The sequence below is a fragment of the Streptomyces hygroscopicus subsp. hygroscopicus genome (assembly GCF_001553455.1).
Lineage (GTDB): Bacteria > Actinomycetota > Actinomycetes > Streptomycetales > Streptomycetaceae > Streptomyces > Streptomyces hygroscopicus.
In genome coordinates this window covers 1-24310 of the sequence record NZ_BBOX01000229.1, presented here as the reverse complement: position 1 = coordinate 24310, position 24310 = coordinate 1, and the positions used below count along the sequence as shown (strand labels likewise).

Below are 24310 nucleotides of genomic sequence, written 5' to 3'. Positions count from 1 at the left end.
GTCTGTGGCGGTCGTGGTGGGCGTGGTGGTCTTGGGGTCGGGGGTGGACGTGGCGGTCGTGGGGTCCGTGGCGGTCGTGGTGCGGTCCGGGGCGGCCGTGCGGTCCGTGGGGGTCTCGGCGGTCGTGGTGCTCGTCGTGGGAGCCATGGGTCGGATCAGCCTCCTTGGACCGCGGTGAGGACCTCGACGCGATCACCGTCGCCGAGCGGGGTCACGGGCCACTGGGTACGCGGGACAACCGTCTCGTTGACGGCGGCGGCGACGCCGGAGGGCGCCTGGGTGAGGGTCGCGACGAGCCGGTCGAGGGTGGTCCCGTCGGGGAACTCGCGGGGCTCGCCGTTGACGGAGACGGTCATGTGTGCTGCTCCTGTGCTGGGGAGGGCGCGGCGTCGGGGGCCGCGGGGACGGCCGGGGCCGCCCCGGCGTCCGCGGCGGCCGCGAAGCGCCGCGGGGTGAACGGCCGGGCCTCCGGCGGGAGTTCTCCGCTGGTCAGCACCTCGGCCATGACATCGCCGGTGATCGGGGTGAGCAGGACGCCGTTGCGGTGGTGGCCGGTGGCCAGCAGCAGCCCCGGCAGCGCGGTCGGGCCGAGCATCGGGGCGTTGTCGGGGGAGCCGGGGCGCAGCCCGGCGCACGTCTCCACCAACGGGAGCTCGGTGATGCCGGGCACCAGCTCATGGGCGTCCCGCAGCAGTTCGTACACCCCGCCGGCGGTGACCGTGGTGTCCCAGCCCAGCTCCTCGGTCGTCGCGCCGACGACCAGCTCGCCGTTCTCGCGCGGCACCAGGTAGACCGGCCCGCCGCGCACTACGGCCCGTACGGTCCGGGAGAGGAACGGCGCGTAGCGCTCGGGCACCGACAGCCGCAGCACCTGCCCCTTGACGGGGCGTACGGGCGGCAGGACCTCGCCGGGGACGCCCGCGAGCCGCCCGCTGAGGCTGCCGGCGGCCAGTACGGTCCGCTCGGCGGTCAGGCGCGCGCCGCCGGTCAGCTCGACCCCGGTGGCGCGGTCGCCGTCCAGCAGCAGCCGCTCCGCGCGGGCGCGGTGGAGGTCCACCCCGGCCCGTTCGCACGCGGTGAGCAGCGCCGCCGCCAGCCGCCGCGGGTCCACCTGGTGGTCGCCGTCGACGCGCAGCCCGCCCCGTACGCCCGGTGCGAGCATCGGCTCCAGACGGCGGCACTCACGCCCCGTCAGCCACGCGGACTCCAGCCCGAGCTCCTGCTGGAACGTGTGGAGCTCGCGCAGTTGGGCGCGGTCGTCGGAGTCGAACGCGACGGCGAGCGTGCCGCATGCGCGGTGGCCCACGTCCTGGCCGCTCGCCTCCTCCAGCTCGGCCACGAAGTCGGGGTAGCGGCGTGCGGAGGCGATGTTGAGGCCGAGCAGGGTCTGCTCGCCGTAGTGGAGCTCGGTGACGGCGGCCAGCATCCCGGCCGCGACGCGGGCGGCCCCGCCGCCGGGTGCCGGGTCGACGAGGGCGGTGCGCAGGCCCCGCTGGGCCGCCCGCCAGGCGGTGACCAGGCCGATGACGCCGCCGCCGATGACGAGTGCGTCATGGGGACGGCCGGGCGGCCCGCCGCGGTGGCCGTGTGTGTGCGGTCCGTCACCGCGACCCGGTGCCTGTTGTGGGCCGTCATGGTGGCTTGGTGTGTGCGGTCGGTCACGGTGGCCCGGTGGGTGCTGCCCGCCGCGGTGGCCCGGTGCCGGGGGCCCGCCGTGCTGACCCGGGGTGCGTGGTCCGTCACGGTGGCTTGGTGCCTGTGGTTCGTCGTGACCTGGTGCGTGCGGGCCGTCGTGGTGACTCGGTGTGCGTGATCCGTCGTGATGACCTGGTGCGGGCGTGGACACGCCGCCCCTCCCTTCGCCGGCATGACCCGGATCAGGTTCGTACGGTCGGAGGCCGTGTCAGCCTCCCTCTCAGCCCGGTGCGTCCGGGCTCCCGCGAGTGCTCGTCCCGCCACCCTAGTACGGGGCCCGAATCGGCCGGAAGGGCGGCCGTTCGCCCCGCCGCGCCGCCGCCGTACGGTTCACCCGGGCGATCCGCCGTCCGGACCGCGTCCAGATCCCGTCCGTGCCCCCGTCCGTACCGCCCGTCTGTACCCCGTCCGTACCCCCGTTCTGTGCCCCAGATCTCGTCCTGCGCTCTGCGGTCGGCTCCGCCTGCCGCAATACAGTGATCCGTGTGAGCGATGAGACGACGACGGGGACGAAGGCGTCCCCGGGTGGCGGCGAACAGCGGGTGGTGATCGTCGGCGCGGGAATGGCGGGAGTGCAGACCGCCGTCGCGCTGCGCGAACAGGGCTGGACGGGGGAGATCGTCCTGCTGGGCGAGGAGACCCACCAGCCCTATGACCGGCCGCCGCTGTCCAAGGCCGTGCTGCTCGGAAAGGCCGACGGGTCGACGCTCGACGTCGACTTCGCCGGGCTCGGCATCGGGCTGCGGCTCGGCGTCCGAGTGACCGGACTGCGCGCCGACAAGCGACTGGTCGAGACCGGGGCCGGGCCGGTCCCGTACGACATCCTGGTGATCGCCACCGGCGCCGAGCCGATCCCGCTGCCGGGCACCGAGGGCGTGCCCGGCGTCCATCTGCTGCGCACTCTGGACGACGCCGAGCGGCTGCGTCCGGTGCTCGCCCGGCAGCGGGAGATCGTGGTCGTGGGGGCGGGCTGGATCGGCGCGGAGTTCGCCACGGCGGCGCGCGAGGCGGGCTGCGTCGTGACCGTCGTCGAGGCCGCGGACCGGCCGCTGGCGGGCGCCCTCCCGGCCGAGGTCGCCGCCCCCATGACGGCCTGGTACGAGGACTGCGGCGCCAGGCTGGTGACCGGCGCCCGGGTGACCTCCGTGGACGAGGACGGGCTGCTGCTCGCCGACGGCACCCGCCTGCGGGCGGGCGCGGTGGTCGTCGGGATCGGGGCCCGGCCGGCCACGGACTGGCTGGCGGGCTCGGACGTGGAACTGGCCGAGGACCGGTCCGTGGCCGCGGACGACCGGCTGCGCACCTCGGTGCCGGACGTCTACGCCGTCGGTGACTGCGCCTCCTTCCCCTCCGCCCGCTACGGGACGCGGCTGCTGGTGCACCACTGGGACAACGCGCTGCAGGGGCCGCGCACCGTCGCCGCCAATGTGGTGGGGAGCCGGACGGCGGCCCACTTCCCCGGTTCGGTCTACGACCCGGTGCCGTACTTCTGGTCCGAGCAGTTCGGGCGCTTCGTGCAGTACGCCGGACACCATTCGGAGGCCGATGAACTGGTCTGGCGCGGCGATCCGGCCGGCGCCGCCTGGTCGGTGTGCTGGCTGCGCGAGGGCGCCCTGGTCGCCCTGCTGGCGGTCGGCCGTCCGCGCGATCTGGCCCAGGGGCGCAAGCTGATCGAGCGCGGCGCCCGGCTGGACCGGACGCGGGCCACGGACCCCTCGGTGCCGCTGAAGTCGGCCGTCCGCTGACCGGCCGGTGACCGCGGGGCCGGGCGCCCGGGGCGGGGCGGTGCGGCCCGCGCGGCGGGCTCCCGGCTACCGACTGTCAGTCCCAGATGGCAGGCTTGTTCCGTGACCGAGATTGACGCAAAGATCGATGCTCTCGTCCCCGCCTGGCTCACCCTCCCCGATGTCGCCGAACGGCTCGGTGTCGAGGTGACACGCGTCCGGCAGCTGGTCAAGGAGGGCCAGCTGATCGCGGTGCGCCGTGGCGAGAACAGGGTGCTTCAGGTGCCCGAGGAGTTCATCGGTGACGGAAAGATCGTCAAGGGCCTGGTGGGCACCTTGACGCTTCTGAAGGACGACGGTTTCAGCGATGAAGAGATGCTGGAGTGGCTCTTCACCCCGGACCCGAGCCTGCCCGGCACCCCGGCCCAGGCCCTGAGCGAGAATCGTGGCACGGAAGTGAAGCGGCGCGCGCAGGCGCTCGCCGTCTGACGCCGCTCCCGCCCCGCTTCCGGCGGCCTCCCCGTACCGGGGCCCGCGTACCACGCTCGTACCGGGTGCTCGTACCGGGCCCGCAGAGGATGCCGTACCGGGCTCACACCGGGCCCGTCGTCCTCGTACGGGTCCCGTCGTCCGTACGGGGCTCGCCGTCCTCGTACGGGGGTCGCCGTTCTCGTACGGGGTTCGCCGTTCTCGCATCGCACTCGGCGTACGGGCCGGGCTCCGCTCACGGCCCGTACGCCGCTGACCCTCCAGCCGCCGACCCTCAAGGGGGAACCGATCCATGTCCACCGCCGCTCGTGAGCAGCTGGCCGACGCCCGTCTCTACCTGTGCACCGACGCGCGGAAGCGCCAGGGCGATCTGCCGGAGTTCCTGGACGCCGTCCTGGGGGCGGGGGTGGACATCGTCCAGCTCCGGGACAAGGAGATGGAGGCGGCCGAGGAGCTGGAGCACCTCCAGGTCTTCGCGGACGCCTGCCGTCGGCACGGAAAGCTGCTCGCCGTCAACGACCGGGCGGACGTCGCCCATGCCGCCGGTTCCGCTGTGCTCCATCTGGGCCAGGGCGATCTGCCGGTGCCGGCGGCGCGGGCGATCCTCGGCACGGACGTGCTGATCGGGCGCTCCACGCATGCGGAGGCGGAGGTGGACGCGGCGGCCGTCCAGCCCGGTGTGGACTATTTCTGCACCGGCCCCTGCTGGCCCACCCCCACCAAGCCGGGCCGCCCCGCCCCGGGGCTGTCCTTGGTCCGCCACGCCGCAGGGCTGGGCACGGAGCGGCCGTGGTTCGCCATAGGCGGAATCGACGCCTCCAACCTGGACCGGGTGCTGGAGGCGGGCGCCCGGCGCATCGTCGTGGTCCGGGCCATTACGGCCGCCGACGACCCGGCGGCGGCGACGGCGGAGCTGGCGAAGCGGGTGCGCGCGGCCTGACCGGGGCCGGACCAGCCGCTCACCGGGCCGCTCTCCCCGCCTGGACCCCGTCTGGACCCGCCCGGCCACTGCCGGACCCGTCCGGCCACTGCTTCCCCGGCTCGGCCCGCCCGGCGGCCGGGAATCCGCTGGGGACCCGCTGGGAGGCGGTCGAGACTGCGCCGGGGCCGGGGCCGCCGGGGGCCGTCGAGGGCCGCTGGCGCCGTCGAGGGCCGCCGACGGTGCGCTGGTGGGCGAAGACGCGCCGGTGGCGGTCGAGGGGGCGACAGGGGATCGAGGCCGTGCCGGTGGGCCGTCGAGGCCGCGCTGGAGGGGGGCGGCCGAGGGCGCACGCCCGGCGGCGGCCTGGTGGCCGGGGGCGCACCGGCAGGCGGTCGAGGGCGCGCGGCGCTGTCCGCACTGCGGACAGGAACCTGGCAAAAACCCCATATCTCCGTGATCGGGTGGGCGTGGGCGAGCCGGGTGGATAGCCTGCTCATATGGCCCTAGGCACCGCTTCCACCAGGACAGATCGCGCCCGTACCGTGCGCGATCTGCTCGCGTCGGGCGAGCAGTCGTATTCCTTCGAATTCTTCGCCCCCAAGACGGCGAGGGGCGAGCAGACGCTGTGGAACGCCATCCGCAGGCTGGAAGCCGTCTCGCCCACCTTCGTCTCGGTGACCTACGGAGCCGGCGGTTCCTCCCGCGAGGGCACCGTGCGCGCCACCGAGCGCATCGCGACGGACACCACGCTCACCCCCGTCGCCCATCTGACCGCTGTCAACCACTCCCGGGCCGAGCTGCGCAACATCATCGGCCAGTACGCCGGCGCCGGGATCCGGAACATGCTCGCCCTGCGCGGCGATCCGCCGGGCGACCCGATGGGGGAGTGGATCCGGCACCCCGACGGCCTCACCTACGCCGCCGAGCTGGTCCGGCTGATCAAGGAGTCCGGGGACTTCTGCGTCGGCGTGGCCGCGTTCCCCGAGATGCACCCCCGGTCGACGGACTGGGACACCGACATCCGTCACTTCATCGACAAGTGCCGCGCGGGCGCCGACTTCGCCATCACGCAGATGTTCTTCTACCCGGAGGACTATCTGCGGCTGCGTGACCGGGTCGCGGCCGCGGGCTGTACGACACCGATCATCCCTGAGATCATGCCCGTCACGAACGTCAAGCAGATCGAGCGGTTCGCACAGCTCAGCAATGCCGCCTTCCCGCCCGAACTGGCGGACCGGATCCTGGCGGTGAAGGACGACCCGGCGGCTGTACGCTCAATCGGGATCGACTACGCCACCGAGTTGTGCGCGCGGTTGATGGCCGAGGAGATCCCCGGGCTGCACTTCATTACCCTGAACCACTCCACGGCGACGCTGGAAATCTACGAGAATCTGGGGCTGCATCAGCGGTCCTGATGACGGCAGCCGACGGGCGGCCGCATTGAGAGGGGCGGGCATGGGCTGGACGGTCCTCTACATCGCTTTCGGCGTCGTCGCGCTGTGGCTGCTGGGGGAAGTCCTCCTGCAGTACAAGGCGCGGCTGCGCTGGCGGCTGCTGGCCTTCTTCGGCTTCCTGGGCGTGGTCGTCGGTGTGCTGATCCCATCGGTCCCGGTGATCGGGGCGGGCGCGATCGCCTTCGCGATAGGCCAGACGTATGTGACGCTCTCCTTCCGGCGCGGTTTCGCCGCGGGGTGGGCGCTGCGCGGCGGACTGCCGGGGCTGCCCGGGCGGGGGAAGAAGAGCCCCCGGCCGGACGGCGCCGACAAGGAGCCGATCCTGGAGGTGTCGGATCTGGAGGCGGTCCCGGCGGCGCGGCCGGAGCCGCCCGCGTACCAGCCGCAGCCGATGCCCGACGAGACCGCCGAGTACGGCGTCTATGACGAGCCGTCACCCTTCACCCCGGCCTCGGGCGCGTACAGCGACGCCGCGGCCGGCGGCTACAGCGCGTACGAGACGTACGGCGGCTACGACTCGCAGCAGGAGCACGGCCAGGACCTCGGCCAAAACCCCGGCCAGGGCCAGGGCCAGGGCTACGGCGGCCAGGACGGCTACGCGGACCAGCCGGGCCAGGGCGGGCAGTACGGCTACGGGAACGAGGCGTACGCGGCCTCCTACGGCCACCAGGATCCGTACGGCGGCGCCCAGCCCCCGGCCCAGCCCTATGAGCAGCAGCAGGCGTACGGCCAGCAGCAGTACGCCGAGCAGTACGCGCCGTACGGTCAGCAGGATCCGTACGGCGGCGGGGGTGGCGGGGCCGTGGGCGGCGACCACTGGGCGGCCGACTCCTCCTATCCCGCGCCGGATCCGGCATACGACGCGATGCAGCCCGGCGGGTCCTGGGTGCCGCAGCAGCGCGAGGGCGACGCCGCCCCCGCGGCGGACCAGCAGGCGTACCCGTACCAGCAGCAGCACCAGGGCTATCCCCAGGGCTTCGACGAGCAGTACCGCTACTGAGCCGCGCCGCCGGAAGTGAGCCCGCTCCCCGGGCTCTTGGTCCCCGGCGGACCTGGGGTCCGCGGGCCTGGGGCCCCGGAACTCTTGGTCCCCGGGGGTCTCGGGGTCCCCGGAACTCTTCGAGTCCCGGGAGACGCGGCTCGTCCCTGTGGGGCTACTGGGAGCCGCGCCAGTCGTCGCCCTCGACGATCAGCCCGGCCACCAGGGCGCCCGACATCCCGGCGTGGGCGAGCCCGCCGCCCGGATGGGCCCAGCCGCCCGCCAGATACAGGCCCGGGAGCCGGGTGGCGTTGGCGGGCCGCAGGAACGCGCCGTCCGCCCCGGCGAGCACGGGGCCCGGGACGGCGCCGCCCCGGGCGCCCGTCCGCGCGCCGATGTCGGCGGGTGTGCGGACCTCGTGCCACAGCGTCCGGTCCCGCAGCCCGGGGATCGCGGCCTCGGCGGCCGTGATCAGCCGCTGGGCACCCCGCTCCGCCGCCCCGCCGTCCGCCCAGTCCACCGCGCCGTGCGGGGCGACGACCGCGCTGAGGGTGACGGCCTCGTGATCCTCGTCCGGGCGCACCGCGGGATCGTCCGGGCGCAGCACGGTCACCGTGGGATGCGGACAGGGCTCGCGGAGACCGTGGCCGTCGCCGAAGACGGCGGCCAACTCCGCCTCCCGGTCCGGGGTGTGGACCACGGTGCGGTGAGCGGCGTCCCCGGGGCGGGCGCCGCGCAGCGCCAGGAAGACGGTCAGCCGCCCCGACGTGCCGGTGTCCGCGCCGGGCTCCGGCCGGACGTCCCCCTCCCGCCAGGGCTCCTGCCCGCCGAGCAGCGGCGGCAGCAGCGCCGGGTCGATGCCCGAGACCACCGCGTCGGCCTCCGCGACGGTGCCGTCGGCCAGCTCCACACCCGCCGCCCGGCCGTCCTTCTCGACGATGCCGGTGACCTCGGCCTCGAAGCGGAACTCCACCGTGCGCCGACGGCAGCGCTCATGGAGCGCATCGGCGAGCGCGCGCATACCGCCGCGCACGTACCAGGTGCCGAAGGTCTGCTCGACATAGGGCAGGACGGTGGCGGCGGCGGGCGCGGATCGCGGGTCGAGGCCGTGCGCCAGCGCATGGCTCTCCAGGAGGGCGGCGGCACGCGGGTCCTTCAGCTCCCGGCGGGCCACCCCGGCGAGCGTGGGCGGGCCGTCGGCGCCGCCCCGGCCGAACAGCCCGCCGAGCCATCCGCGCCGCACGGGGGCGGCCGGATAGGGGTCGCGGCCCAGGACCCGCCAGTCGGCGCGCAGCGGCTCCTCCAGCAGCGGTCTGCGGGTGGCGTCCCACACCTCTCGCGCCCGGTTGACCAGATCGCTCCAGCGCTCGCCTGCGCCCGCGCCGAAGGCGGCGTCCAGCGCCTGGACCACCCCCGCACGCGAGGCATTGGGCAGCCGGACGTCCGTGCCGTCGGCGAAGAGATGCCGGCTCGCCGGGTCGACCTGGATCAGCTCGACGCTCTGCTCCAGGGTCTCCTTGCCGGTCTTCACGAACAGATCCCGGTAGACCGCGGGCAGGTGCAGCAGCCCCGGGCCGGTGTCGAAGCGGAACCCGTCCCGCTCGAAGCGGCCGACCCCGCCGCCATGGGTCCGCCCGCGCTCGTACACCACCACCCGGTGGCCCGCCACGGCCAGCCGGGCGGCCGCCGCCATGGCGCCCATCCCGGAGCCGATCACCGCAATCCGTGCCATGACCGCGACTTTATCCGCAGCCACCGACAACCGGGGCACCGCGCCTGGGGATGAGCGCCCAGACCTGAGTACGCGTACTCAGACCGGTAGATGAGTAGCCGCGCGGATGGGTCGCCACCTGCACAGACGGGAGAGTGGAGCACACGGAAGGGCCGCTCGCCGCACCGCCGACACGGGGCGGCGGAACGGCGAGGCGGCCCGGACGGAAAGGTGGGAGTCACCGGGAGTCTCCGGGATCAGGAGCCTCCAACGGGGGAAGGACGGGGGATTCACGGGGGGAGGCGCTGTTCCGGCCGGATCGGTGGGGGCCGATCCGCCGGGACAGCGCCTTCTGCCTGTCTCCTCTTCTGGGTTGCTCCGCCGGGGCTCTTCGTCCCTCTGCCGGGACTCGTTGTTCCTCCGCCCGGTTTCTGCGTTCCTCCGCCCGGTTTCTGCGTTCCTGCTCCGGGGCCGGTCCGCCCGCCGCTCCGGGCCGTCCGGGAAGTCCGGCTCCTGTCGGAGGCCACGCCTCCTGTCGCGGGCCAGGCCCTCCTACCGGGACCCTTCCTAACGGGACCCTCCTACCGGGAGGTCACCGCTCCTGTCCGGAGGCCACCGTTCCGCCCACCCGGCCCTGCAACAGCCGCGACAGCGCCGCGTGCACATCCTCCAGCGACCGCTCCGGCTGGTAGGACTGCCAGTCCAGCGCGGCCACCAGCACCATCCCGAACAGCGCCGACGCCGTGAGCGGGATGTCGATGTCCTCGCTGAACTCCCGTGCGGCCACCCCGGCCCGCAGCTCGGCCTCGATCACCGCTATGGCCCGCTGCCGGACCAGCATCAAGGTGGACTGCCAGGCGCGGTTGGTGCGCCACAGCTCGGCCACGTACAGCTGGGTCAGCGACGGATACCGGGAGATGAAGTGCAGCCCGGCCCGGACCATCGCGTCCAGTGCGTCCACATGGCTGCCGCCGCGCTCGGCGTTCTCGTCGGCGGCACGCTGCAGCGAGGCGGTCAGCAGCTCGACGCCGTGCCGCAGCAGCTCCTCGAAGAGCACGGTCTTGCTGGCGAAGTTGTAGTAGATCGTGCCCTTGGCCACCCCCGCCCGCTCGGCGATCTCATCGACGGTGGTGGAGGAGAAGCCCTGTTCGGCGATGAGGGTGACCGCTGCCTCGAAGAGTTTCTGCCGTGTGGCCTGGCGGCGCGTGCTGCTGCTGTCCATGGCGCCGATTCTGCCCGCTGTCGATGTGCTCCCGCTCACAGGCTCAGTTCCGGATGCAGCCGGTTCAGCGACCACACCTGCCGACGCCGCGCCGACCACGCGGTGAGCGCCAGGGCGGCCACGCCGTATCCGATGAGCACCCCGCAGGCGGACCACACCGGGCCGAGCCCGCCGCCGGTGATGAGCCGGCGCAACCCGTCCACCACATGGGTCATCGGTAGGAAGGGGTGGACGGCGTTGAAGAAGCGCGGACTGGTCTGCACCGGATAGGTGCCGCCCGCCGAGGTCAGCTGGAGCATCAGCAGGGCCAGCACCAGGATCCGGCCGGCCGACCCGAACTGGGCGTTGAGCCACTGGACGATGGCCGCGAAACAGGCCGTCACCAGCATCAGGAAGCCCAGTGTGCCCGCGGCCCGCACCATCTGGAGACCGAGCGCCCAGTGCAACACCGCCATCAGGGCCAGCGTCTGGAGCACACCGATCGCGGCGACCGGCAGCCAGCCCGCGAGCGCGATGCGCCACGAGGAGGCGCCCGCGGCGAGCGCGCGTCCGTTGAGCGGCTGGATCAGCATGTAGGCCACCATCGCGCCGACCCACAGGGAGAGCGGGATGAAGTACGGGGCGAACCCCGTACCGTAGTTGGGCGCCTTGTGCAGCGCCTGGTTGACCAGCCGTACCGGGTCCGACATCACCTCGGTACGGGAGTCCCGGTCCTGCTTGCCGTAGTCGGGGATCTTGGCGGCGCCGTCGTGCAGACCGCCGGAGAGCTTGCCGGAGCCGTCGACGAGCCGGTACATCCCGCCGCCCAGGGTGTCCGCGCCGCCGCGTGCCCTGCCGACACCGCTGTCGAGGTCGGAGGCGCCGGTCTTCGCGGTGCTCAGCCCGGTGTGCAGGGTTCCGGCGCCCTTGGCGACCTTCTGCGCCCCGGAGTTGAGGGTGTTGATCTTCCGGACGGCGGTGTCGAGGTCGGTGCCCAGGTGCGGGGCGTGGTGGGCGAGCCAGAGCGCCTGGTCGTGCAGAGCGTCCAGATGGCCACCGAGGGTGTCCAGTTGGGTGGTGTTGTCCTGGACCAGCTTGTTGACGCCCTCGGCCACGTCGGCGGCGGTGCCGGCCGCCGCCACCGACTTCTTCAGGGCGGGACAGTCCGGGTCCACCGGTACCGCTCCCTTACAGCGGGTCCGGTAGTCGGCGGCGAGGTCGTCGGACGCCTTACGGGCCTTGGCGGCCGCCGTGGCGGTGGTCTCGGGCAGGGTGTCGAGGTTGTCGGACGCCTTACGGGAGGCGTCGGCGACCAGTTGGGAGACGTCCCCGATCTCCTTGCCGTGCTCCTTGAGGAACGGGCGGACCTTGGCCGCCACATCGTTCACCTTGTCGGACAGGGCCTGGGTGCCGTCGGCGACCCCGCCCGCGCCGGTCTGCAACGTCCCCGAACCCTTGTAGAGCCTGCCGAGCCCGGACTTCAGGTCGCGGCTGCCCTCCTTGGCCTTGGCCAGGCCCGCGGCGAGGTCGTCGGCGCCCTTCTTGGCCTTGCCGATGCCCTGACCGAGCTTGTCGGCGCTCCTGGCGGCCTTCTCCGTCTCGCCGTGGATGTCGGCGAAGGAGATGAAGATGTTGTCGTAGAACCCGCGGGACGCCTTGGCGGAGGCCGCCGCGCGGACCTCGGAGAAGACCGAGCGGGAGATCTGGCCGACGATGTAGTTGTTGGCGTCGTTGGTGCGCACCTTCAGGGCGCCGGTCTCGGGGGTCTTCCCGGAGCTGGAGGCGATCTGCCGGCTGAAGTCCGGGGGCACGGTCAGCGACAGGTAGTACGTGCCGTTCGCGACGCCCTTACGGGCCTCGGCGGCGCTCGTGGGGTGCCAGTCGAAGGTCTTGCTGTGGAGCAGCTTGCCGCTGATGTCGTCGCCCGCGGTGAGGCGCTCGCCCTTCACGGTGGCGCCGGTGTCCGAGTTGACGAGGGCGACCGGGATCTTGTCGAGCTTGCCGTACGGATCCCAGAAGGACCACAGGTACAGCGCGCCGTAGAGCAGCGGCAGCAGGAGCAGGGCGGCGAGCGCCGCCCGCGGCAGCCTTCCCCTGCCGAACCGCTTCAGCTCAAGCGCGGCGAGTTTCGGTGAGCGCATCCGCCGCTCCCTCCTCGTTCCGGTCGGGCCCGTTGCCGTTGGAGCCGTCGGAGTCGGACCCGGTCTCGCCGGCCCCGGTGGTGCGCGCGTCGGCCTTCCGGGCCTTCTCTGCCTGCGGGGCCTTCTCCGGCCTCTCCGGCCTCTCCGGCCTCTCCGGCCTCTCCGGCCTCTCCGGCCTCTCCGGCCTCTCCGGCCTCTCCGGCCTCTCCGGCCTCTCCGGCCTCTCCGGCCTCTCCGGCCTCTCCGGCCTGGCTGGTTCCTGCGGCTCCTCCCGCTGCTCCCGCTGCTGCTTCCGTTTCCGGGGTTTCCCCGGCGTCTCGTCGTCTCCGGCGGCGCGCTCGCGTGCGGTCCGGACCACGACCGCGCCCTCCGGAGCCTGGCCGCACACCGCGAGGACCGTGATGCCGCCCTCCGCGATCTCCCGCAGCAGCGCCCAGGCCCGTTCGCGTTCGGCGTCCGAGAGCTTCATGTCGACGTCGTCGACGGCCAGCAGCCGTGGCCGGTCGATGAGCGCGAGCGCGATCGACAGCCGCAGCGCCTCCAGCCGCTCCAGGTCCCTCACCGCCGTACGCGGCCCCTTGGGCAGCGTGTCGAGGTCCAGCCCGGCGGCCGTGAGGGCCGCGTCGATCCCGGCCCGGGACGCGGCCGCCCGCTCGCGGCGCGGGCGCAGCAGCCCGCGCGGGGAGTCGGCGAACCGGCGCCGCAGCAGGGCCCGCTCGTGCAGGTGCTCGGCGACCGTGAGCACCGGGTCGAGCTCGGTGACGCCCGGCACGTGCGCGAGGGCGGCGATCCGGCGTATGCGCGCCATCTGCCGGGGTACCCGGAACCCGCCGACACGGCCGTGGCCCTCGGTGGGGCGCATCCGGCCGGTGAGGGTGAGCAGCAGGCAGGTGCGACCCGAGCCGGACGGGCCCTCGACCGCGATCAGTGCACCGGGGTCGGCGGTGAGATCGGCACCGCGGAACGCCCAGCCGTGCGCCCCTTTGACGCCGAGCCCCTCGGCCGTCACCGCGGCGCCGGTCTCCCCCTCCGGGGTGTCCCCCACACGAACCACTTCCCTTGAGTTTTGAACTGACCGGTCAGTGTAAATACAAGTATGGAGCATGGCCGGGCGGGGTTCGTCATCGGGGTCATACGTGCAGGTCAGGGCCGATTGTCAGTGGTGTGCCCCACGATGGGCCCATACGGCGGTCGCTCTATCACATGACCGGCCGCCACGCGACGACAGGAGGTTCGTCATGGCCCGTACCGCCGCAGCGCGCCGGCACCGTGCCGCCGCCCCTGCCCCCTCGTTGACCGGCCCCGCGAGCGATGTCCACCCCGTGCTGCGCCGCGCGTCCGCCCCGCCCGCCGCCGTCGACCTGCTCACCCAGGCCCATCGCGGCCTGGAGGAGGCCGCCGCGCTCGAGACCGCCAACGAGCGCTTCGCGGCCGCGCATCTGGCCGCCCTGCGCACGGCCGCCGCCGTGCTCGCCGTGCGCGGCCGCCCCGAGTCCACCGCCCGCCGTCGCGCCCGGATCCGCAGCGCCTGGGAGGTACTGCCGGAGGTCGCGCCCGAACTGGCCGAGTGGAGCGCGCTGTTCGCCTCCGGCGCCGAGCGCCGGGCCCGCGCCGAGGCGGGGATACCGGGCGCGGCCGGCCGGCGGGACGCGGATGATCTGCTGCGCGCCACCGGGATGTTCCTGCGGCTGGTGGAGCGCATGCTGATGTTGCAGCCCGCCCTGCCCCAGCAGACCCCGCCGGGCGAGGAGCCGGACCCATCGGGCGCCTGAATCGCATCCCCGGCGGCCAGTGGGCGTGTCCCGGCGCCTGGTGGGTGCGTCTCCGGCGGTCGGTGGGCGCATCCCCGGCGGCCTGACTCCCCGGCGGCCGGTGGGTGCGTTCCCGCTGCCCGGTGTCCTTGCCGACAGGTGTTCCCGGCGCCCGGTGGGTGCTTTCCCGACGGCCTGTGGCGTGTACCAGGGGGGCGGTGGGTGCTTTCCCGACGGCCTGTGGGCGCGTACCAGGAGGGTGGGTACGTTCCGTGCCCGGCTCCCCGGCGACCGGTAGGCGTGTCCCCGGCGCCCAGTAGGCGCGTCTCCGGCGCCCGGTAGGAGTGTCCCCGGCGCCCGGTAGGCGCACCCCCGATGGCCGGTGGGCGTGTCCCCGCCGCTCAGTGTCCCCGGCAGCCGGTGGCGCGTCCCGGGGGGCCGGTGGGCGCGGCCCGGCCCGGCCCGCGGAGGCAATAGGCTGGGAGAGCCGACGTCAGTAAGCCGTCGTCACCGCCTCCGGGCGGTGGCGGCACCCCGCCGAGGAGCCACTCGCCGTGTCAGACCCGCAGCGCCCCCGTGCGTCCCTCCGTACCGCCGTGGTCTGGGAGGTCCTGAAAGACGCCCTGGAACGGCGGGCCAAGGCCGCGGGTCGGGAGGCCGCCGGAGGCGAGGCCGTGCACGGGGCGCTGGACGTCCTGGACACCGGCGGCGGCAGCGGTAATTTCGCCGTCCCGGTGGCCTGTCTCGGCCATCGCGTGACCGTGGTCGACCCGAGCCCGAACGCCCTGTTCGCGCTGGAGCGGCGGGCCGCCGAGGCCGGGGTCGCCGACCGGGTACGCGGAGTCCAGGGCGACGTCCACGGGCTGTTCGACGTGGTCGAGCGGGACGGTTACGACGTGGTGCTCTGCCACGGGGTGCTGGAGTACGTGGACGACCCCGCCGAGGGACTGCGGAACGCGGCGGCGGCCCTGCGCCCCGCCGGAACCCTCAGCGTGCTCGCCGCGGGCCTGGGCGGCGCCGTGCTGGCCCGCGCCCTGGCCGGTCACTTCACCGAGGCCCGGCAAGCGCTTACCGACCCAGAGGGGCGCTGGGGCTCCGGAGACCCGATGCCGCGCCGCTTCACCCCCGACCAGCTGTCCGAGCTGGTGGGTGCGGCCGGGCTGGAGATCGTCGCGGTGCACGGGGTGCGGGTTTTCGCCGATCTCGTCCCCGGAGTGCTCGTGGACACCGAGCCCGGGGCGCTGGACGCTCTGTTGCAGCTGGAGGAGGCCGCCGCCGAGCTGCCCGCCTTCCGCTCCGTCGCCACTCAGCTGCACGTTCTCGCCGAGCGTGACTGATCGCCCCGCCCGCCCCACCAGGCGGCGGGCGGCGCAGGTGGAGTAGGCCACAGGAGGCCCGATCGGACGTCCGGCCCCGTATGATCGAGGTACACCGTCCGGCATGGCCAATCGGCGGGAGGGGAATGGACGTCTCAGCGTCAACTTTCGCCCCGCACGACGGGGTGGGCTAATTGGCGCTGAGGGGCGGGTTTCACGGGGGCGATTCCCTGCCTATCCTTGAAAGGGTCGCACCCCGGTCGCCCCCCGCGACCGACGAGTAGGAGGACTCCGTGCCGCTCTCGGAGCACGAGCAGCGCATGCTCGAGCAAATGGAGCGAGCGTTGTATGCCGAAGATCCCAAGTTCGCGACAGCGCTTGAGGGAAGCGGCCTGCGCACGTACACCCGGCGACGGGTCTACCAGGCGGTCGCGGGTTTTCTGGTGGGCATCGCACTCCTCATGGTCGGAGTGATCGTTCCCCAGATCTGGATCAGCGTGGTGGGCTTCCTGATCATGCTGGGATGTGCGGTGCTCGCGGTGACCGGTTGGCGCAAGGCTCCCAAACCCGGCGAGGCACAGCGCGGCGGCGGGGCGGCTCCTCGCCGTCAGGGGCGTCAGCGACGCTCGATGATGACGCGAATCGAGGAGCGGTGGCAGCGACGCCGTGATGAGCAGGGCCACTGAGCATGCGCAGATGAACGGCTGCAATGGTGGTAACGGTTGAGGGGCGGTCGCCAGTCGGCGACCGCCCCTCAACCGTGCTGCCGTAACGCCTCTGACGCTTCCCAGTGGTTTCCGGGGCCTCTCCGCGGCCCTCGACCGCATCGCCAGCCCCCGTCTGAGCCTGCCGAACCGCTGGAGCCGCTCCCGGCCTACTGTCTGTCTGGCCTCCTGAGCCCCCTCAAGTCCCCGAGGCGAACTCGGGCCGCCCGTGAGCCCCACGTCGAGTCGCCCCAGGCCCCTGATGGGTTCGCCTTGAGCCCTTGGCCCAGGCCCTGGCGGGGTAATCCCCGGCCCCCGGCCGGACAACCCCAAGCCCCTGGCGGGGTCACCCCGAGGCCCTCGGCGCGCCACCCCAAGCCCCTGGGGCCGTCCCAAGCCCTCGGCAGGGCCGCCCCGACCCCCTGGACCGGTCGCCCCGACGACCCCCTGAACCGGCCACCCCAAGCCCCTGAACCGGCCACCCCGAACCCTGGGCCGGTCGTCCCGGGCCCCCGCGCACGCCGTGCCGGGGCTCGGGACGGCCCGGAGAACATCAATCAGCTCCGCTGGCCGCGGGGGAACCGCAGCTGGGAGGCCCAGCGCGCCCAGCGGGCGAATCCCCACCGCTCGACCAGCGCCGACCAGCGCTGTCCACACGCCCACACCACCTGGGCCGCGGACCGCGGGGCCAGCAGCGCACGCAGCCGCTCCCGGCGCCCGGCCTTGGCCCGGAAGCCGGCCAGCACCAGCCGGACGTCGTCCGCGACGCCCGGGACCGGGCGCGGATGCGGGGCGTAGAGCACCTGCTCGACCGCGGCGGCCACCCGCTGCGCCGCCCGGGCGGGCTCGGCGTCGAGCCCGGCGACCCGCACCATGCGGGCCACGGCGCTGCGCGAGGTCAGCGAGTCGTCCGGCAGCACACCGAAGTCCCAGGCCGAATCGGTGAGTTCACGCCATGCGGCGAGGATCCGGTCGGCGGCGTCCTGCTCCGTGCGCCCGCCCGAGCCGTCCAGCCTGCGGGTCCGGATCCGCCGCCGCCACAGCATGGGCAGCAGGGGCACCACGACCAGCAGCACCGCCAGCGAACTCCAGCTGGTGACCTTGGTCGCCGACCAGCCCCCGCCCGAGGCGCCGCTGTCCGGCCGCTGGGCCGCGGCACCTCCGCAGGTGTCCAGCTTCTTCATCTCCGGGGTGCAGCTGTCGGAGGCGGTCGGCTCGGCGGTCGGCTCCGAGGATGCGCTGGGCTCGGTCGTCGGCTCGTCGGACGGCTCGCCCGACGGCGTCTGCTCCATCGTGTAGTCGGGCTGGGTGCCACGGCTCGGGGTGGGCTCGAAACGGGTCCAGCCCACGCCCTCGAAGTACAGCTCGGGCCAGGCGTGCGCGTCCTTCAGCCCCACCGAGACCGTGCCGTCCGCCTGGGCGGTGCCGGGGGTGAACCCGACGGCCACCCGCGCCGGGATGCCCAGCGTCCGGGCCATCGCCGCCATCGAGAAGGAGAAGTGGACGCAGAAGCCCTCCTTCCGCTTCAAGAACCGGACGATGGCGGCCGAGCCGCTGCCGGACTGCACCTGGGTGTCGTAACGGAACCCTCCGTTCACCGCGAACCAGTCCTGGAGTTTGACCGCCTTCTGGTACGCGTTGTCCGCGCCGGCGGTCACCTCGCGCGCCATACGGGCCACCACGGACGGCAGCGAGTCCGGCACCTTGGTGTACTCGTTGCGCAGCCGCGGTGGCGGTGGCGGCGCGTCCGCCAGCTGCTCGGCCGTCGGCTCCACCAGCAGACTGGTGACCCGGTAGCGCGCGCCCCGGGTGGTCTGGCCGCGGTCGCCGACCAGCGTGCGGCCCTCCGGCTCATAGCGCCAGCGCCCGTCGATCTGGACCCTGGACGCGGGGTAGGGGAGGGGCAGCCAGTTCTGCGCGTACCAGTCGGCGGCCGAGATCGAGGTGTCGATCGAGGAGACCCTGACCGAGGGGCCGAGCCCGGCCGGTGAAGGCAGCTGACCGGGCACATCGGTGACATGCCGCTCGGAGGACTTCCACGAGGTGCCGTCGAACTGGTCCAGCGCGACGATCCGCAGATACAGGTCCTGGGTGGTCTGTGAGGAGGTGCGGTAGCGCAGCACCTCCCTGTTCTCCGGCTGGTTCAGGCTGTCCTGCAGCGACACCAGCGGATTGACCGCCGAGATCGTGCCGCCGCCGCTGCCCGACCCGGCGCCGCCGGCCTGCCGGTTCAGCAGCCCGCCGTCCAGGGACGGCAGCGCCGCGGGCACCACGAGCGCGATGCCGAGCGCCAGCACGCCGATCCTGCGGCCGGTGCGGACCGGGGCGAGCGCCGAGCCGCCCCGGGCCCCGGCCAGGCCGGACGGCGGCATCCCCGCCGGGTGCGGGGCGCCACCGCTGAACACCCGGCCCCACTGGGACAGCCGGTCCCGGCCCTCGGCCAGGAGCAGCAGCAGATAGCCGACCGCCGCCAGCAGGAACCACAGCCAGTCGTTCCCGCCGTCGGACAGACCCGCCGCGACCGAGTACAGCGCGAGCAGCGGAAGCCCGGCGGGGGCCGCGCTGCGGTACGTCACCGCGAGCGCGTCGACCACCAGGCCGATCACCATCACCCCGCCCACCAGCATCAGCCGGATGCCGTCGGTGAGCGGCGCGGGGGTCGCGTACTGGCCCACGTCGTCGGCGCCGTCGCGCAGCAGCAGCGCGAACTCGTGGAGGGCCGGTGGGTCCGGCAGCACCCCGCCCAGCGCCTGGTCGCGCACGAAGGCCAGGGTGAGCAGCAGCAGCGTCACCACGGCCTGCACGGCCACCGTCAGCGGACGGGGCAGCGGCACCCGGCGGGCCACCACACCCGTCGCGCTCTGGACCGCCAGCAACAGGGCGGTCTGCAACAGCCAGCTCGCCGGATCCACCAGCGGAAGCAGCGCACAGGCCGCCGCCACCGTGGCCACGGTGGCGCATATCGCGAGCCGAACGCTCCCACTCATGCCCAGCTCCCCGTCCTGCCGCCGATCGCGGGACCTTCGGCGTCCGCCCGGGCGGCACCCTGGGCGTCGGCCTGCCGCCACAGCTGTGCCAGCGAGGCCCCCGGGCCGACCGGCAGCGCCGTCCACCCCGCCTCGCGCAGCCGCCGCAGCCGCTCCTCCAGCTCCCGTCCGTCCCCGGACCCCGGCCCGCGCGACCAGGCCGCGCCGTCCAGTACGAAGGCCACCGCCGCCGCGGTGCGGTGCCGCATCCGGGCGGCCGTCGCCGCCTGCTCCTCGTCGAGATCGCCCAGGAAGGCCACCAGCAGCCCCTCACCGCCGCCCAGCACCTCATAGGCGCGCGCCAGCCCTTCGCCGTCGGAGTGGTCCACCACGGCGAGGGTGTCCAGCATCAGCCCGGCCGTCTCCGCCGAGTCATGGGTGGAACCGGCGAAGCCGCCCCCGCCGTCCGGGCCCGGCACCGAGCTTCCGGTGTCGGTCAGCAGCCGGACCGCATAGCCCCGCTCCAGCAGATGGACCGCGGCCGAGGCCGCACCCGAGACCGCCCATTCGAAGGCCGAGTCGGGCCCGGAGCCGTGGTGGGCCGCGCTCCGGGTGTCCAGCAGCACCGTGCAGTGGGCCCGCTGGGGCTGCTCCTCCCGGCGGACCATGAGCTCCCCGTACCGCGCGGTGGACCGCCAGTGCACCCGGCGCAGATCGTCACCGACGCGGTAACCACGCGGAATGACGTCGTCCTCCCCGGCCAGCGCCAGCGAGCGGTGCCGTCCGTCCCCGTACCCCGCGGCCTCGCCGGTCAGGCGCACCGGGGGCAGCGGCTCGACCCGGGGCACCACCGTGAGCGTGTCATAGGCGCTGAAGGCGCGGGTGAGCTCGCACATCCCGAACGGATCGGTCAGCCGCAGCTGCAGCGGGCCCAGCGGATAGCGGCCCCGCAGATCCGAACGGACCCGGTAGGACACCTCGCGCCGGCCGCCCGGCTCCACCCGGTCCAGCACGAACCGGGGGCGCGGACCCAGCACATAGGGCACCCGGTCCTGGAGCATCAGCAGCCCGGTGGGCAGCCGCGAGACATTGTCCATCCGCAGATGCACCCGGGCCTCCGAGCCCGCCGGAACCCGCGCGGGCGCCAGCCGTCTGCTGCCCGCCACCCGGTACCGCGTGCGGTGGACCACGGCCACGCAGACCAGCGGCAGCGCGGCCAGCAGCAGCCCGACCCGCAGCAGGTCCGCCTGGCCCAGGACGTAGCTGCACACCGTGGCGGCCAGCCCCGCGGCCAGGAAGGAACGGCCGCGGGTCGTCAGACCGGCGAGGGCGGCCCGCAGCCCGCCCGAGCGCTCCCCGGCGCCGCCGCCCTCGGGGCCCATGTCCGTCCCCCCCGCGGCCATCACAGCCTCCGCGCGCCCGGCTGCTGCCGGCCGTAGTCGGCCGGGGGCATGGGCGGCATGGGCGGCATCGCGCCCGTGCCGCGCGGGTTGGAGGCGGGCACCGGGGTGCGCTGCACGATGTCCGCGACGACCTGCTCCGAGGTGCGGCGGTTCAGCTGGGCCTGCGCGGTGGGCAGCAGCCGGTGCGCCAGCACCGCGACGGCCAGGGACTGCACATCGTCCGGCAGCGCGAAGTCCCGCCCGGCCAGCGCGGCGGACGCCTTGGCGGCCCGCAGCAGATGCAGCGTGGCCCGGGGCGAGGCGCCCAGCCGCAGGTCGGGGTGGTTGCGGGTGGCGGCGACCAGGTCCACCGCGTACCGCCGGACGGCCTCGGCGACATGCACCGAGCGCACCGCCTCGACCAGCTTGACGATCTCATGGGCATGTGCGGCCGGCTGCATGTCGTCCAGCGGGGAGACCCCGCCGTGGACGTCCAGCATCGCCAGCTCGGCCTGCGGGCTGGGGTATCCGATGGAGACGCGGGCCATGAAGCGGTCGCGCTGCGCCTCGGGCAGCGGATAGGTGCCCTCCATCTCGACCGGGTTCTGCGTGGCCACCACCATGAACGGGTTCGGCAGCTCGTAGCTCTTCCCGTCGATGGTGACCTGGCGCTCCTCCATCGACTCCAGCAGCGCGGACTGGGTCTTGGGCGAGGCGCGGTTGATCTCGTCGCCGATCACGATCTGGGCGAAGATGGCGCCCGGCTTGAACTCGAACTCCTTGCGCTGCTGGTCGAAGATGCTCACGCCGGTGATGTCGGACGGCAGCAGGTCCGGGGTGAACTGGATCCGCCGCACGGAGCAGTCGATGGACCGGGCGAGCGCCTTGGCCAGCATCGTCTTGCCCACGCCCGGCACATCCTCGATCAGCAGGTGCCCCTCGGCGAGCAGCACCGTCAGCGAAAGCCGTACGACCTCTGGCTTGCCCTCGATCACACTCTCCACCGACCGGCGGACCCGCTCCGCTGTGGTGGTCAGATCGCTGAGGCTCGCTCGCTCGTCATAGGTCGTCACCCGGCCCTCCTCGGCCCGTTCTCAGGGCCGTGGCCCTCGGAACGGACCGGCCCACCGCAAACGCTGGCACCGGCCCCCGCGTGGTTGCGGGGGACGATGTCACCTATGCATTCTTGCGGTCCTCGCGGCCTCGCGTCACTCGGCTGTGGATAACCCGGGGTTATTTGTCACGCCTGTACGACTTTGGGGTGCTGAATCCCCTCAGCGTTCCCTCACGCCCGCGGCGTGACCTCCCGCAGCAGACCGGTCGTCACATCGAAGACGAAGCCGCGGACGTCGTCGGTGTGCAGCAGGAACGGCGAGGTACGCACCCGCTGCATCGACTGGCGGACGTCCCCGTCGAGGTCCCGGAACGCCTCGACCGCCCACGACGGCCGCTGGCCCACCTCTTCCTCCAGCTCGTGCCGGAAGTCCTCGGTGAGGTTCAGCAGACCGCAGCCGGTGTGGTGGATGAGCACGACGCTGCGGGTACCCAGCGCGCGCTGGCTGATGGTCAGGGACCGGATGATGTCGTCGGTGACGACACCGCCCGCGTTGCGGATGGTGTGGCAGTCGCCCAGTTCCAGACCGAGCGCCTCGTGCAGGTCCAGACGGGCGTCCATGCACGCGACGATGGCGACCCGGCGCACGGGCCGCGCGTCCATCCCGGGGTCGGTGAACTTCTCGGCGTACCGGCGGTTGGCCTCCACGAGTTCGTCGGTGACCGTGATTCCCGTGCGGGCGTCGCGGTCGGCGGGCGGGTTCGGCTGCGGCGCTGCTATCGACATGGTTGTGACACTACCTCTCACCAGCGGATTTTGTCTTCTCTTTAGGTAGGGCAAACGAGGGCAACCGGGTGGGCCGAAGGAGTGATGTGAGTCAATCCACAACCCCGGATGCCCCGCTGTGTGGCCCCCGGGGGAGGTGATACCACCCCCGGGGGCGGGACGCGCTGGCCGGTTGGTTGACCGAAGGGACGAGTGGACTAAAGTGGCGCGAAGTGGGAGGCGTGACGCTCCCCTCGGACCCCGGAATTTCGCGTGAGCGCGGTGCGTACGTACCCCTCGGCCTCCTCCCGCTCCGGTCGCCTGACGTCACTTCCCCGGCGCCAGTAGGCCGCTTCCCCTTCAGAGCGGGTGGGGACCCGGAGGTGCGTGCCCTCCTCGCCCGACCCCCAGAAGGGCGCACGAGCAGCGCAATGAGCAGCAACGCTCTCCATGTTCCCGTCATGCTCCAGCGCTGCCTGGACATGCTGGCCCCCGCTCTCGCCCGGCCCGGCGCGGTCGTGGTCGACTGCACCCTGGGCCTCGGCGGCCACAGCGAGGCGCTGCTGCGCGAGTTCCCGCAGGTCCGGCTGATCGCCCTCGACCGCGACCCGGCCGCGCTGCGGCTCGCCGGTGAGCGGCTCGCCCCGTACGGCGATCGGGCGACGCTGGTCCACGCGGTCTACGACGAACTGCCCGAGGTCCTGGACCGGCTCGGCGTGCCGCGCGTCCAGGGGGTCCTCTTCGACCTCGGCGTGTCGTCCATGCAGCTGGACGAGGCCGAGCGCGGGTTCGCCTACGCCCAGGACGCCCCGCTGGACATGCGGATGGACCAGACCACCGGGGTCAGCGCGGCGGAGGTGCTCAACACCTACCCGCCGGGTGAGCTGGTGCGCATCCTGCGGGCGTACGGCGAGGAGAAGTTCGCCAAGAAGATCGTGGACGCGGTGGTCCGCGAACGCGCCAAGGAGCCGTTCACCAACAGCGCCCGGCTGGTCGAACTGATCCGCGAGGCGCTGCCGCAGGCCGCCAAGCGCACCGGTGGCAATCCGGCCAAGCGCACCTTCCAGGCGCTGCGGATCGAGGTCAACGGCGAGCTGGCGGTTCTGGAGCGGGCCATTCCGGCGGCTGTGGGGGCGCTCGCGGTCGGTGGGCGGATCGCCGTGCTGTCGTATCACTCGCTGGAGGACCGCCTGGTCAAGCAGGTGTTCGCGGCCGGTGCCCGCCATACGGCGCCGCCCGGGCTGCCGGTCATCCCCGAGCCGTACCAGCCCCGGCTGAAGCTGCTCACCCGCGGTGCGGAGCTGCCCACCGAGGAGGAGATCGCCGAGAACCGCCGAGCCGCCCCGGCCCGGTTCCGGGGAGCGGAGCGCATCCGGGAAGAGGTGACCCCGTGAGCGGCGTGCGCGGGGCCGCGAAGGGCGACGGGGGCGGTACCTCTGTGCCGTGCGTGCGGAGAAGCGAACGAGGTAGTGCTGTGAGCGGCGTACGCGTGGCCGCCGGGCCGCGGACGGCGACGGGAGCGGCAGCCCCGCGCCGGGCGGACGGCTGTGACATCGGCCACCGCCGCGGCGGTGCGGACGAGGGGGAATCGTGAGCACGAGGGGGACGGGGCCGAAAGCGCGGCCGGCGCCGGGGGGTGCCACGGCCAGGCGCACGCCCTTCGTGCTGCTGGTCGTGGTCCTGCTCGGCTCCGGCCTGATCGCGCTGCTGCTGCTGAACTCCTCCCTCAACCAGGGGTCGTTCGACCTCAGCAAGCTGGAGAAGCAGACCAAGGAGCTCACCGACGAGCGCCAGGCGCTCCAGCAGGACGTCGACAAGCTCTCCGCCCCCGCCGCACTGGAGCGCCGGGCACGGGCGCTGGGGATGGTGCCCGGCGGCAGCCCCGCCTTCCTCGGCCCGGATGGCAAGGTCAGCGGGGTGCCCGCGCCCGCCACCGGGCAGCCCTCGGTGCTCCGCGCCCCGGGGCCGGTGCTGCCGTCCGCGCTCGGCCGCACGCGGCCCGGGGCATCGCCCGGCGCGTCCGCGTCGCCCAGCCCCTCCGGGGCCTCGCCCGTCC

General features: G+C 73.6%; 21 protein-coding genes and 1 riboswitch. Of the genes, 11 read left to right on the top strand and 10 right to left on the bottom strand.

What is annotated here, in order from left to right:
• Positions 1-155: 155 nt before the first annotated feature.
• Together thiS and thiO are read right to left on the bottom strand one after the other, a co-directional pair.
• Entirely contained in the window at positions 156-356 is a 201-nt protein-coding gene (gene thiS / locus AXW62_RS23115; RefSeq protein ID WP_030831580.1) for a sulfur carrier protein ThiS, read from the bottom strand.
• Entirely contained in the window at positions 353-1519 is a 1167-nt protein-coding gene (thiO, locus tag AXW62_RS23110; protein WP_252368690.1) for a glycine oxidase ThiO, read from the bottom strand. The genes thiS and thiO overlap by 4 nt, the downstream gene beginning before the upstream one ends.
• Between thiO and AXW62_RS45985 the strand changes: the two genes are divergently transcribed.
• From AXW62_RS45985 to AXW62_RS23085, 6 genes are all read left to right on the top strand, one after another.
• Positions 1400-1813 (top strand): hypothetical protein, encoded by a 414-nt coding sequence (locus AXW62_RS45985; protein WP_252368691.1) that lies wholly within the window; start codon positions 1400-1402, stop codon positions 1811-1813. The two genes, thiO and AXW62_RS45985, sit on opposite strands and share 120 nt — an antisense overlap.
• Positions 1814-1836: 23 nt before the next feature.
• Positions 1837-1951, bottom strand: a riboswitch (TPP riboswitch).
• Between the two features lie 229 nt (positions 1952-2180).
• On the top strand, positions 2181-3440 hold the full coding sequence (locus AXW62_RS23105) for an NAD(P)/FAD-dependent oxidoreductase (protein WP_079115745.1): 1260 nt from the start codon (positions 2181-2183) through the stop codon (positions 3438-3440).
• 102 nt (positions 3441-3542) lie between these two features.
• The gene (locus AXW62_RS23100; RefSeq protein ID WP_030831588.1) at positions 3543-3908 is read left to right on the top strand and encodes an Rv2175c family DNA-binding protein; all 366 of its coding nucleotides are present in this window, start codon (positions 3543-3545) and stop codon (positions 3906-3908) included.
• Between the two features lie 292 nt (positions 3909-4200).
• Positions 4201-4848: a thiamine phosphate synthase gene (gene thiE, locus AXW62_RS23095; protein ID WP_030831591.1), complete on the top strand. Its 648-nt coding sequence runs from the start codon at positions 4201-4203 to the stop codon at positions 4846-4848.
• Between the two features lie 479 nt (positions 4849-5327).
• Positions 5328-6245, top strand: coding sequence for a methylenetetrahydrofolate reductase [NAD(P)H] (gene metF / locus AXW62_RS23090; RefSeq protein ID WP_030831594.1), 918 nt, complete (start codon positions 5328-5330; stop codon positions 6243-6245).
• Between the two features lie 40 nt (positions 6246-6285).
• Complete coding sequence (locus AXW62_RS23085; protein WP_060946188.1) at positions 6286-7284, top strand: hypothetical protein; 999 nt, start codon at positions 6286-6288, stop codon at positions 7282-7284.
• A gap of 154 nt (positions 7285-7438) precedes the next feature.
• Here AXW62_RS23085 and AXW62_RS23080 read toward each other — a convergent pair whose 3' ends face one another.
• The 4 genes from AXW62_RS23080 to AXW62_RS41285 form a co-directional block, all read right to left on the bottom strand.
• The gene (locus AXW62_RS23080) at positions 7439-8995 is read right to left on the bottom strand and encodes a phytoene desaturase family protein (protein WP_079115744.1); all 1557 of its coding nucleotides are present in this window, start codon (positions 8993-8995) and stop codon (positions 7439-7441) included.
• A 571-nt stretch (positions 8996-9566) separates the two neighbouring features.
• Positions 9567-10196 (bottom strand): TetR/AcrR family transcriptional regulator, encoded by a 630-nt coding sequence (locus AXW62_RS23075; RefSeq protein WP_060946186.1) that lies wholly within the window; start codon positions 10194-10196, stop codon positions 9567-9569.
• Between the two features lie 35 nt (positions 10197-10231).
• Positions 10232-12316: a YhgE/Pip family protein gene (locus tag AXW62_RS23070; protein ID WP_060946185.1), complete on the bottom strand. Its 2085-nt coding sequence runs from the start codon at positions 12314-12316 to the stop codon at positions 10232-10234.
• On the bottom strand, positions 12288-13361 hold the full coding sequence (locus AXW62_RS41285) for an ATP-binding cassette domain-containing protein (RefSeq protein ID WP_252368688.1): 1074 nt from the start codon (positions 13359-13361) through the stop codon (positions 12288-12290). The genes AXW62_RS23070 and AXW62_RS41285 overlap by 29 nt, the downstream gene beginning before the upstream one ends.
• Before the next feature lie 193 nt (positions 13362-13554).
• On the opposite strand from AXW62_RS41285, the gene AXW62_RS23060 reads away from it, so the two are divergent.
• From AXW62_RS23060 to AXW62_RS23050, 3 genes are all read left to right on the top strand, one after another.
• Entirely contained in the window at positions 13555-14088 is a 534-nt protein-coding gene (locus AXW62_RS23060; RefSeq protein ID WP_060946184.1) for an SAV_6107 family HEPN domain-containing protein, read from the top strand.
• 533 nt (positions 14089-14621) lie between these two features.
• Complete coding sequence (locus AXW62_RS23055) at positions 14622-15404, top strand: methyltransferase (protein WP_030831617.1); 783 nt, start codon at positions 14622-14624, stop codon at positions 15402-15404.
• Positions 15405-15676: 272 nt separating this feature from the next.
• Positions 15677-16069 carry an SCO2097 family morphological protein gene (locus AXW62_RS23050; RefSeq protein WP_030831620.1) on the top strand — a complete coding sequence of 131 codons (393 nt, stop codon included), beginning with the start codon at positions 15677-15679 and terminating at the stop codon, positions 16067-16069.
• A 575-nt stretch (positions 16070-16644) separates the two neighbouring features.
• Here the strand turns inward: AXW62_RS23050 and AXW62_RS23045 are convergent.
• From AXW62_RS23045 to AXW62_RS23030, 4 genes are all read right to left on the bottom strand, one after another.
• A complete protein-coding gene (locus AXW62_RS23045; RefSeq protein WP_060946183.1) occupies positions 16645-19074 on the bottom strand; it encodes a transglutaminase TgpA family protein in 2430 nt (809 codons plus the stop codon).
• Entirely contained in the window at positions 19071-20456 is a 1386-nt protein-coding gene (locus AXW62_RS23040; protein ID WP_060946182.1) for a DUF58 domain-containing protein, read from the bottom strand. The genes AXW62_RS23045 and AXW62_RS23040 overlap by 4 nt, the downstream gene beginning before the upstream one ends.
• Positions 20456-21508, bottom strand: coding sequence for an AAA family ATPase (locus AXW62_RS23035; protein WP_030831628.1), 1053 nt, complete (start codon positions 21506-21508; stop codon positions 20456-20458). The genes AXW62_RS23040 and AXW62_RS23035 overlap by 1 nt, the downstream gene beginning before the upstream one ends.
• A 212-nt stretch (positions 21509-21720) precedes the next feature.
• The gene (locus AXW62_RS23030) at positions 21721-22275 is read right to left on the bottom strand and encodes a beta-class carbonic anhydrase (RefSeq protein ID WP_030831631.1); all 555 of its coding nucleotides are present in this window, start codon (positions 22273-22275) and stop codon (positions 21721-21723) included.
• Between the two features lie 410 nt (positions 22276-22685).
• Between AXW62_RS23030 and rsmH the strand changes: the two genes are divergently transcribed.
• On the top strand, positions 22686-23648 hold the full coding sequence (rsmH, locus tag AXW62_RS23025) for a 16S rRNA (cytosine(1402)-N(4))-methyltransferase RsmH (RefSeq protein ID WP_079105897.1): 963 nt from the start codon (positions 22686-22688) through the stop codon (positions 23646-23648).
• Between the two features lie 196 nt (positions 23649-23844).
• A partial coding sequence (ftsL, locus tag AXW62_RS23020) for a cell division protein FtsL (protein ID WP_060946205.1) occupies positions 23845-24310 on the top strand: 466 nt, incomplete at its 3' end.

Excerpts from the sequence above, each read along its gene's own strand:
- thiS (WP_030831580.1), bottom strand. The coding sequence starts at position 356 with ATGACCGTCTCCGTCAACGGCGAGCCCCGCGAGTTCCCCGACGGGACC.
- thiE (WP_030831591.1), top strand. The coding sequence starts at position 4,201 with ATGTCCACCGCCGCTCGTGAGCAGCTGGCCGACGCCCGTCTCTACCTG.
- metF (WP_030831594.1), top strand. The coding sequence starts at position 5,328 with ATGGCCCTAGGCACCGCTTCCACCAGGACAGATCGCGCCCGTACCGTG.
- AXW62_RS23085 (WP_060946188.1), top strand. The coding sequence starts at position 6,286 with ATGGGCTGGACGGTCCTCTACATCGCTTTCGGCGTCGTCGCGCTGTGG.
- AXW62_RS23080 (WP_079115744.1), bottom strand. The coding sequence starts at position 8,995 with ATGGCACGGATTGCGGTGATCGGCTCCGGGATGGGCGCCATGGCGGCG.
- AXW62_RS23075 (WP_060946186.1), bottom strand. The coding sequence starts at position 10,196 with ATGGACAGCAGCAGCACGCGCCGCCAGGCCACACGGCAGAAACTCTTC.
- AXW62_RS23070 (WP_060946185.1), bottom strand. The coding sequence starts at position 12,316 with ATGCGCTCACCGAAACTCGCCGCGCTTGAGCTGAAGCGGTTCGGCAGG.
- AXW62_RS23060 (WP_060946184.1), top strand. The coding sequence starts at position 13,555 with ATGGCCCGTACCGCCGCAGCGCGCCGGCACCGTGCCGCCGCCCCTGCC.
- AXW62_RS23045 (WP_060946183.1), bottom strand. The coding sequence starts at position 19,074 with ATGAGTGGGAGCGTTCGGCTCGCGATATGCGCCACCGTGGCCACGGTG.
- AXW62_RS23040 (WP_060946182.1), bottom strand. The coding sequence starts at position 20,456 with ATGGCCGCGGGGGGGACGGACATGGGCCCCGAGGGCGGCGGCGCCGGG.
- AXW62_RS23030 (WP_030831631.1), bottom strand. The coding sequence starts at position 22,275 with ATGTCGATAGCAGCGCCGCAGCCGAACCCGCCCGCCGACCGCGACGCC.
- rsmH (WP_079105897.1), top strand. The coding sequence starts at position 22,686 with ATGAGCAGCAACGCTCTCCATGTTCCCGTCATGCTCCAGCGCTGCCTG.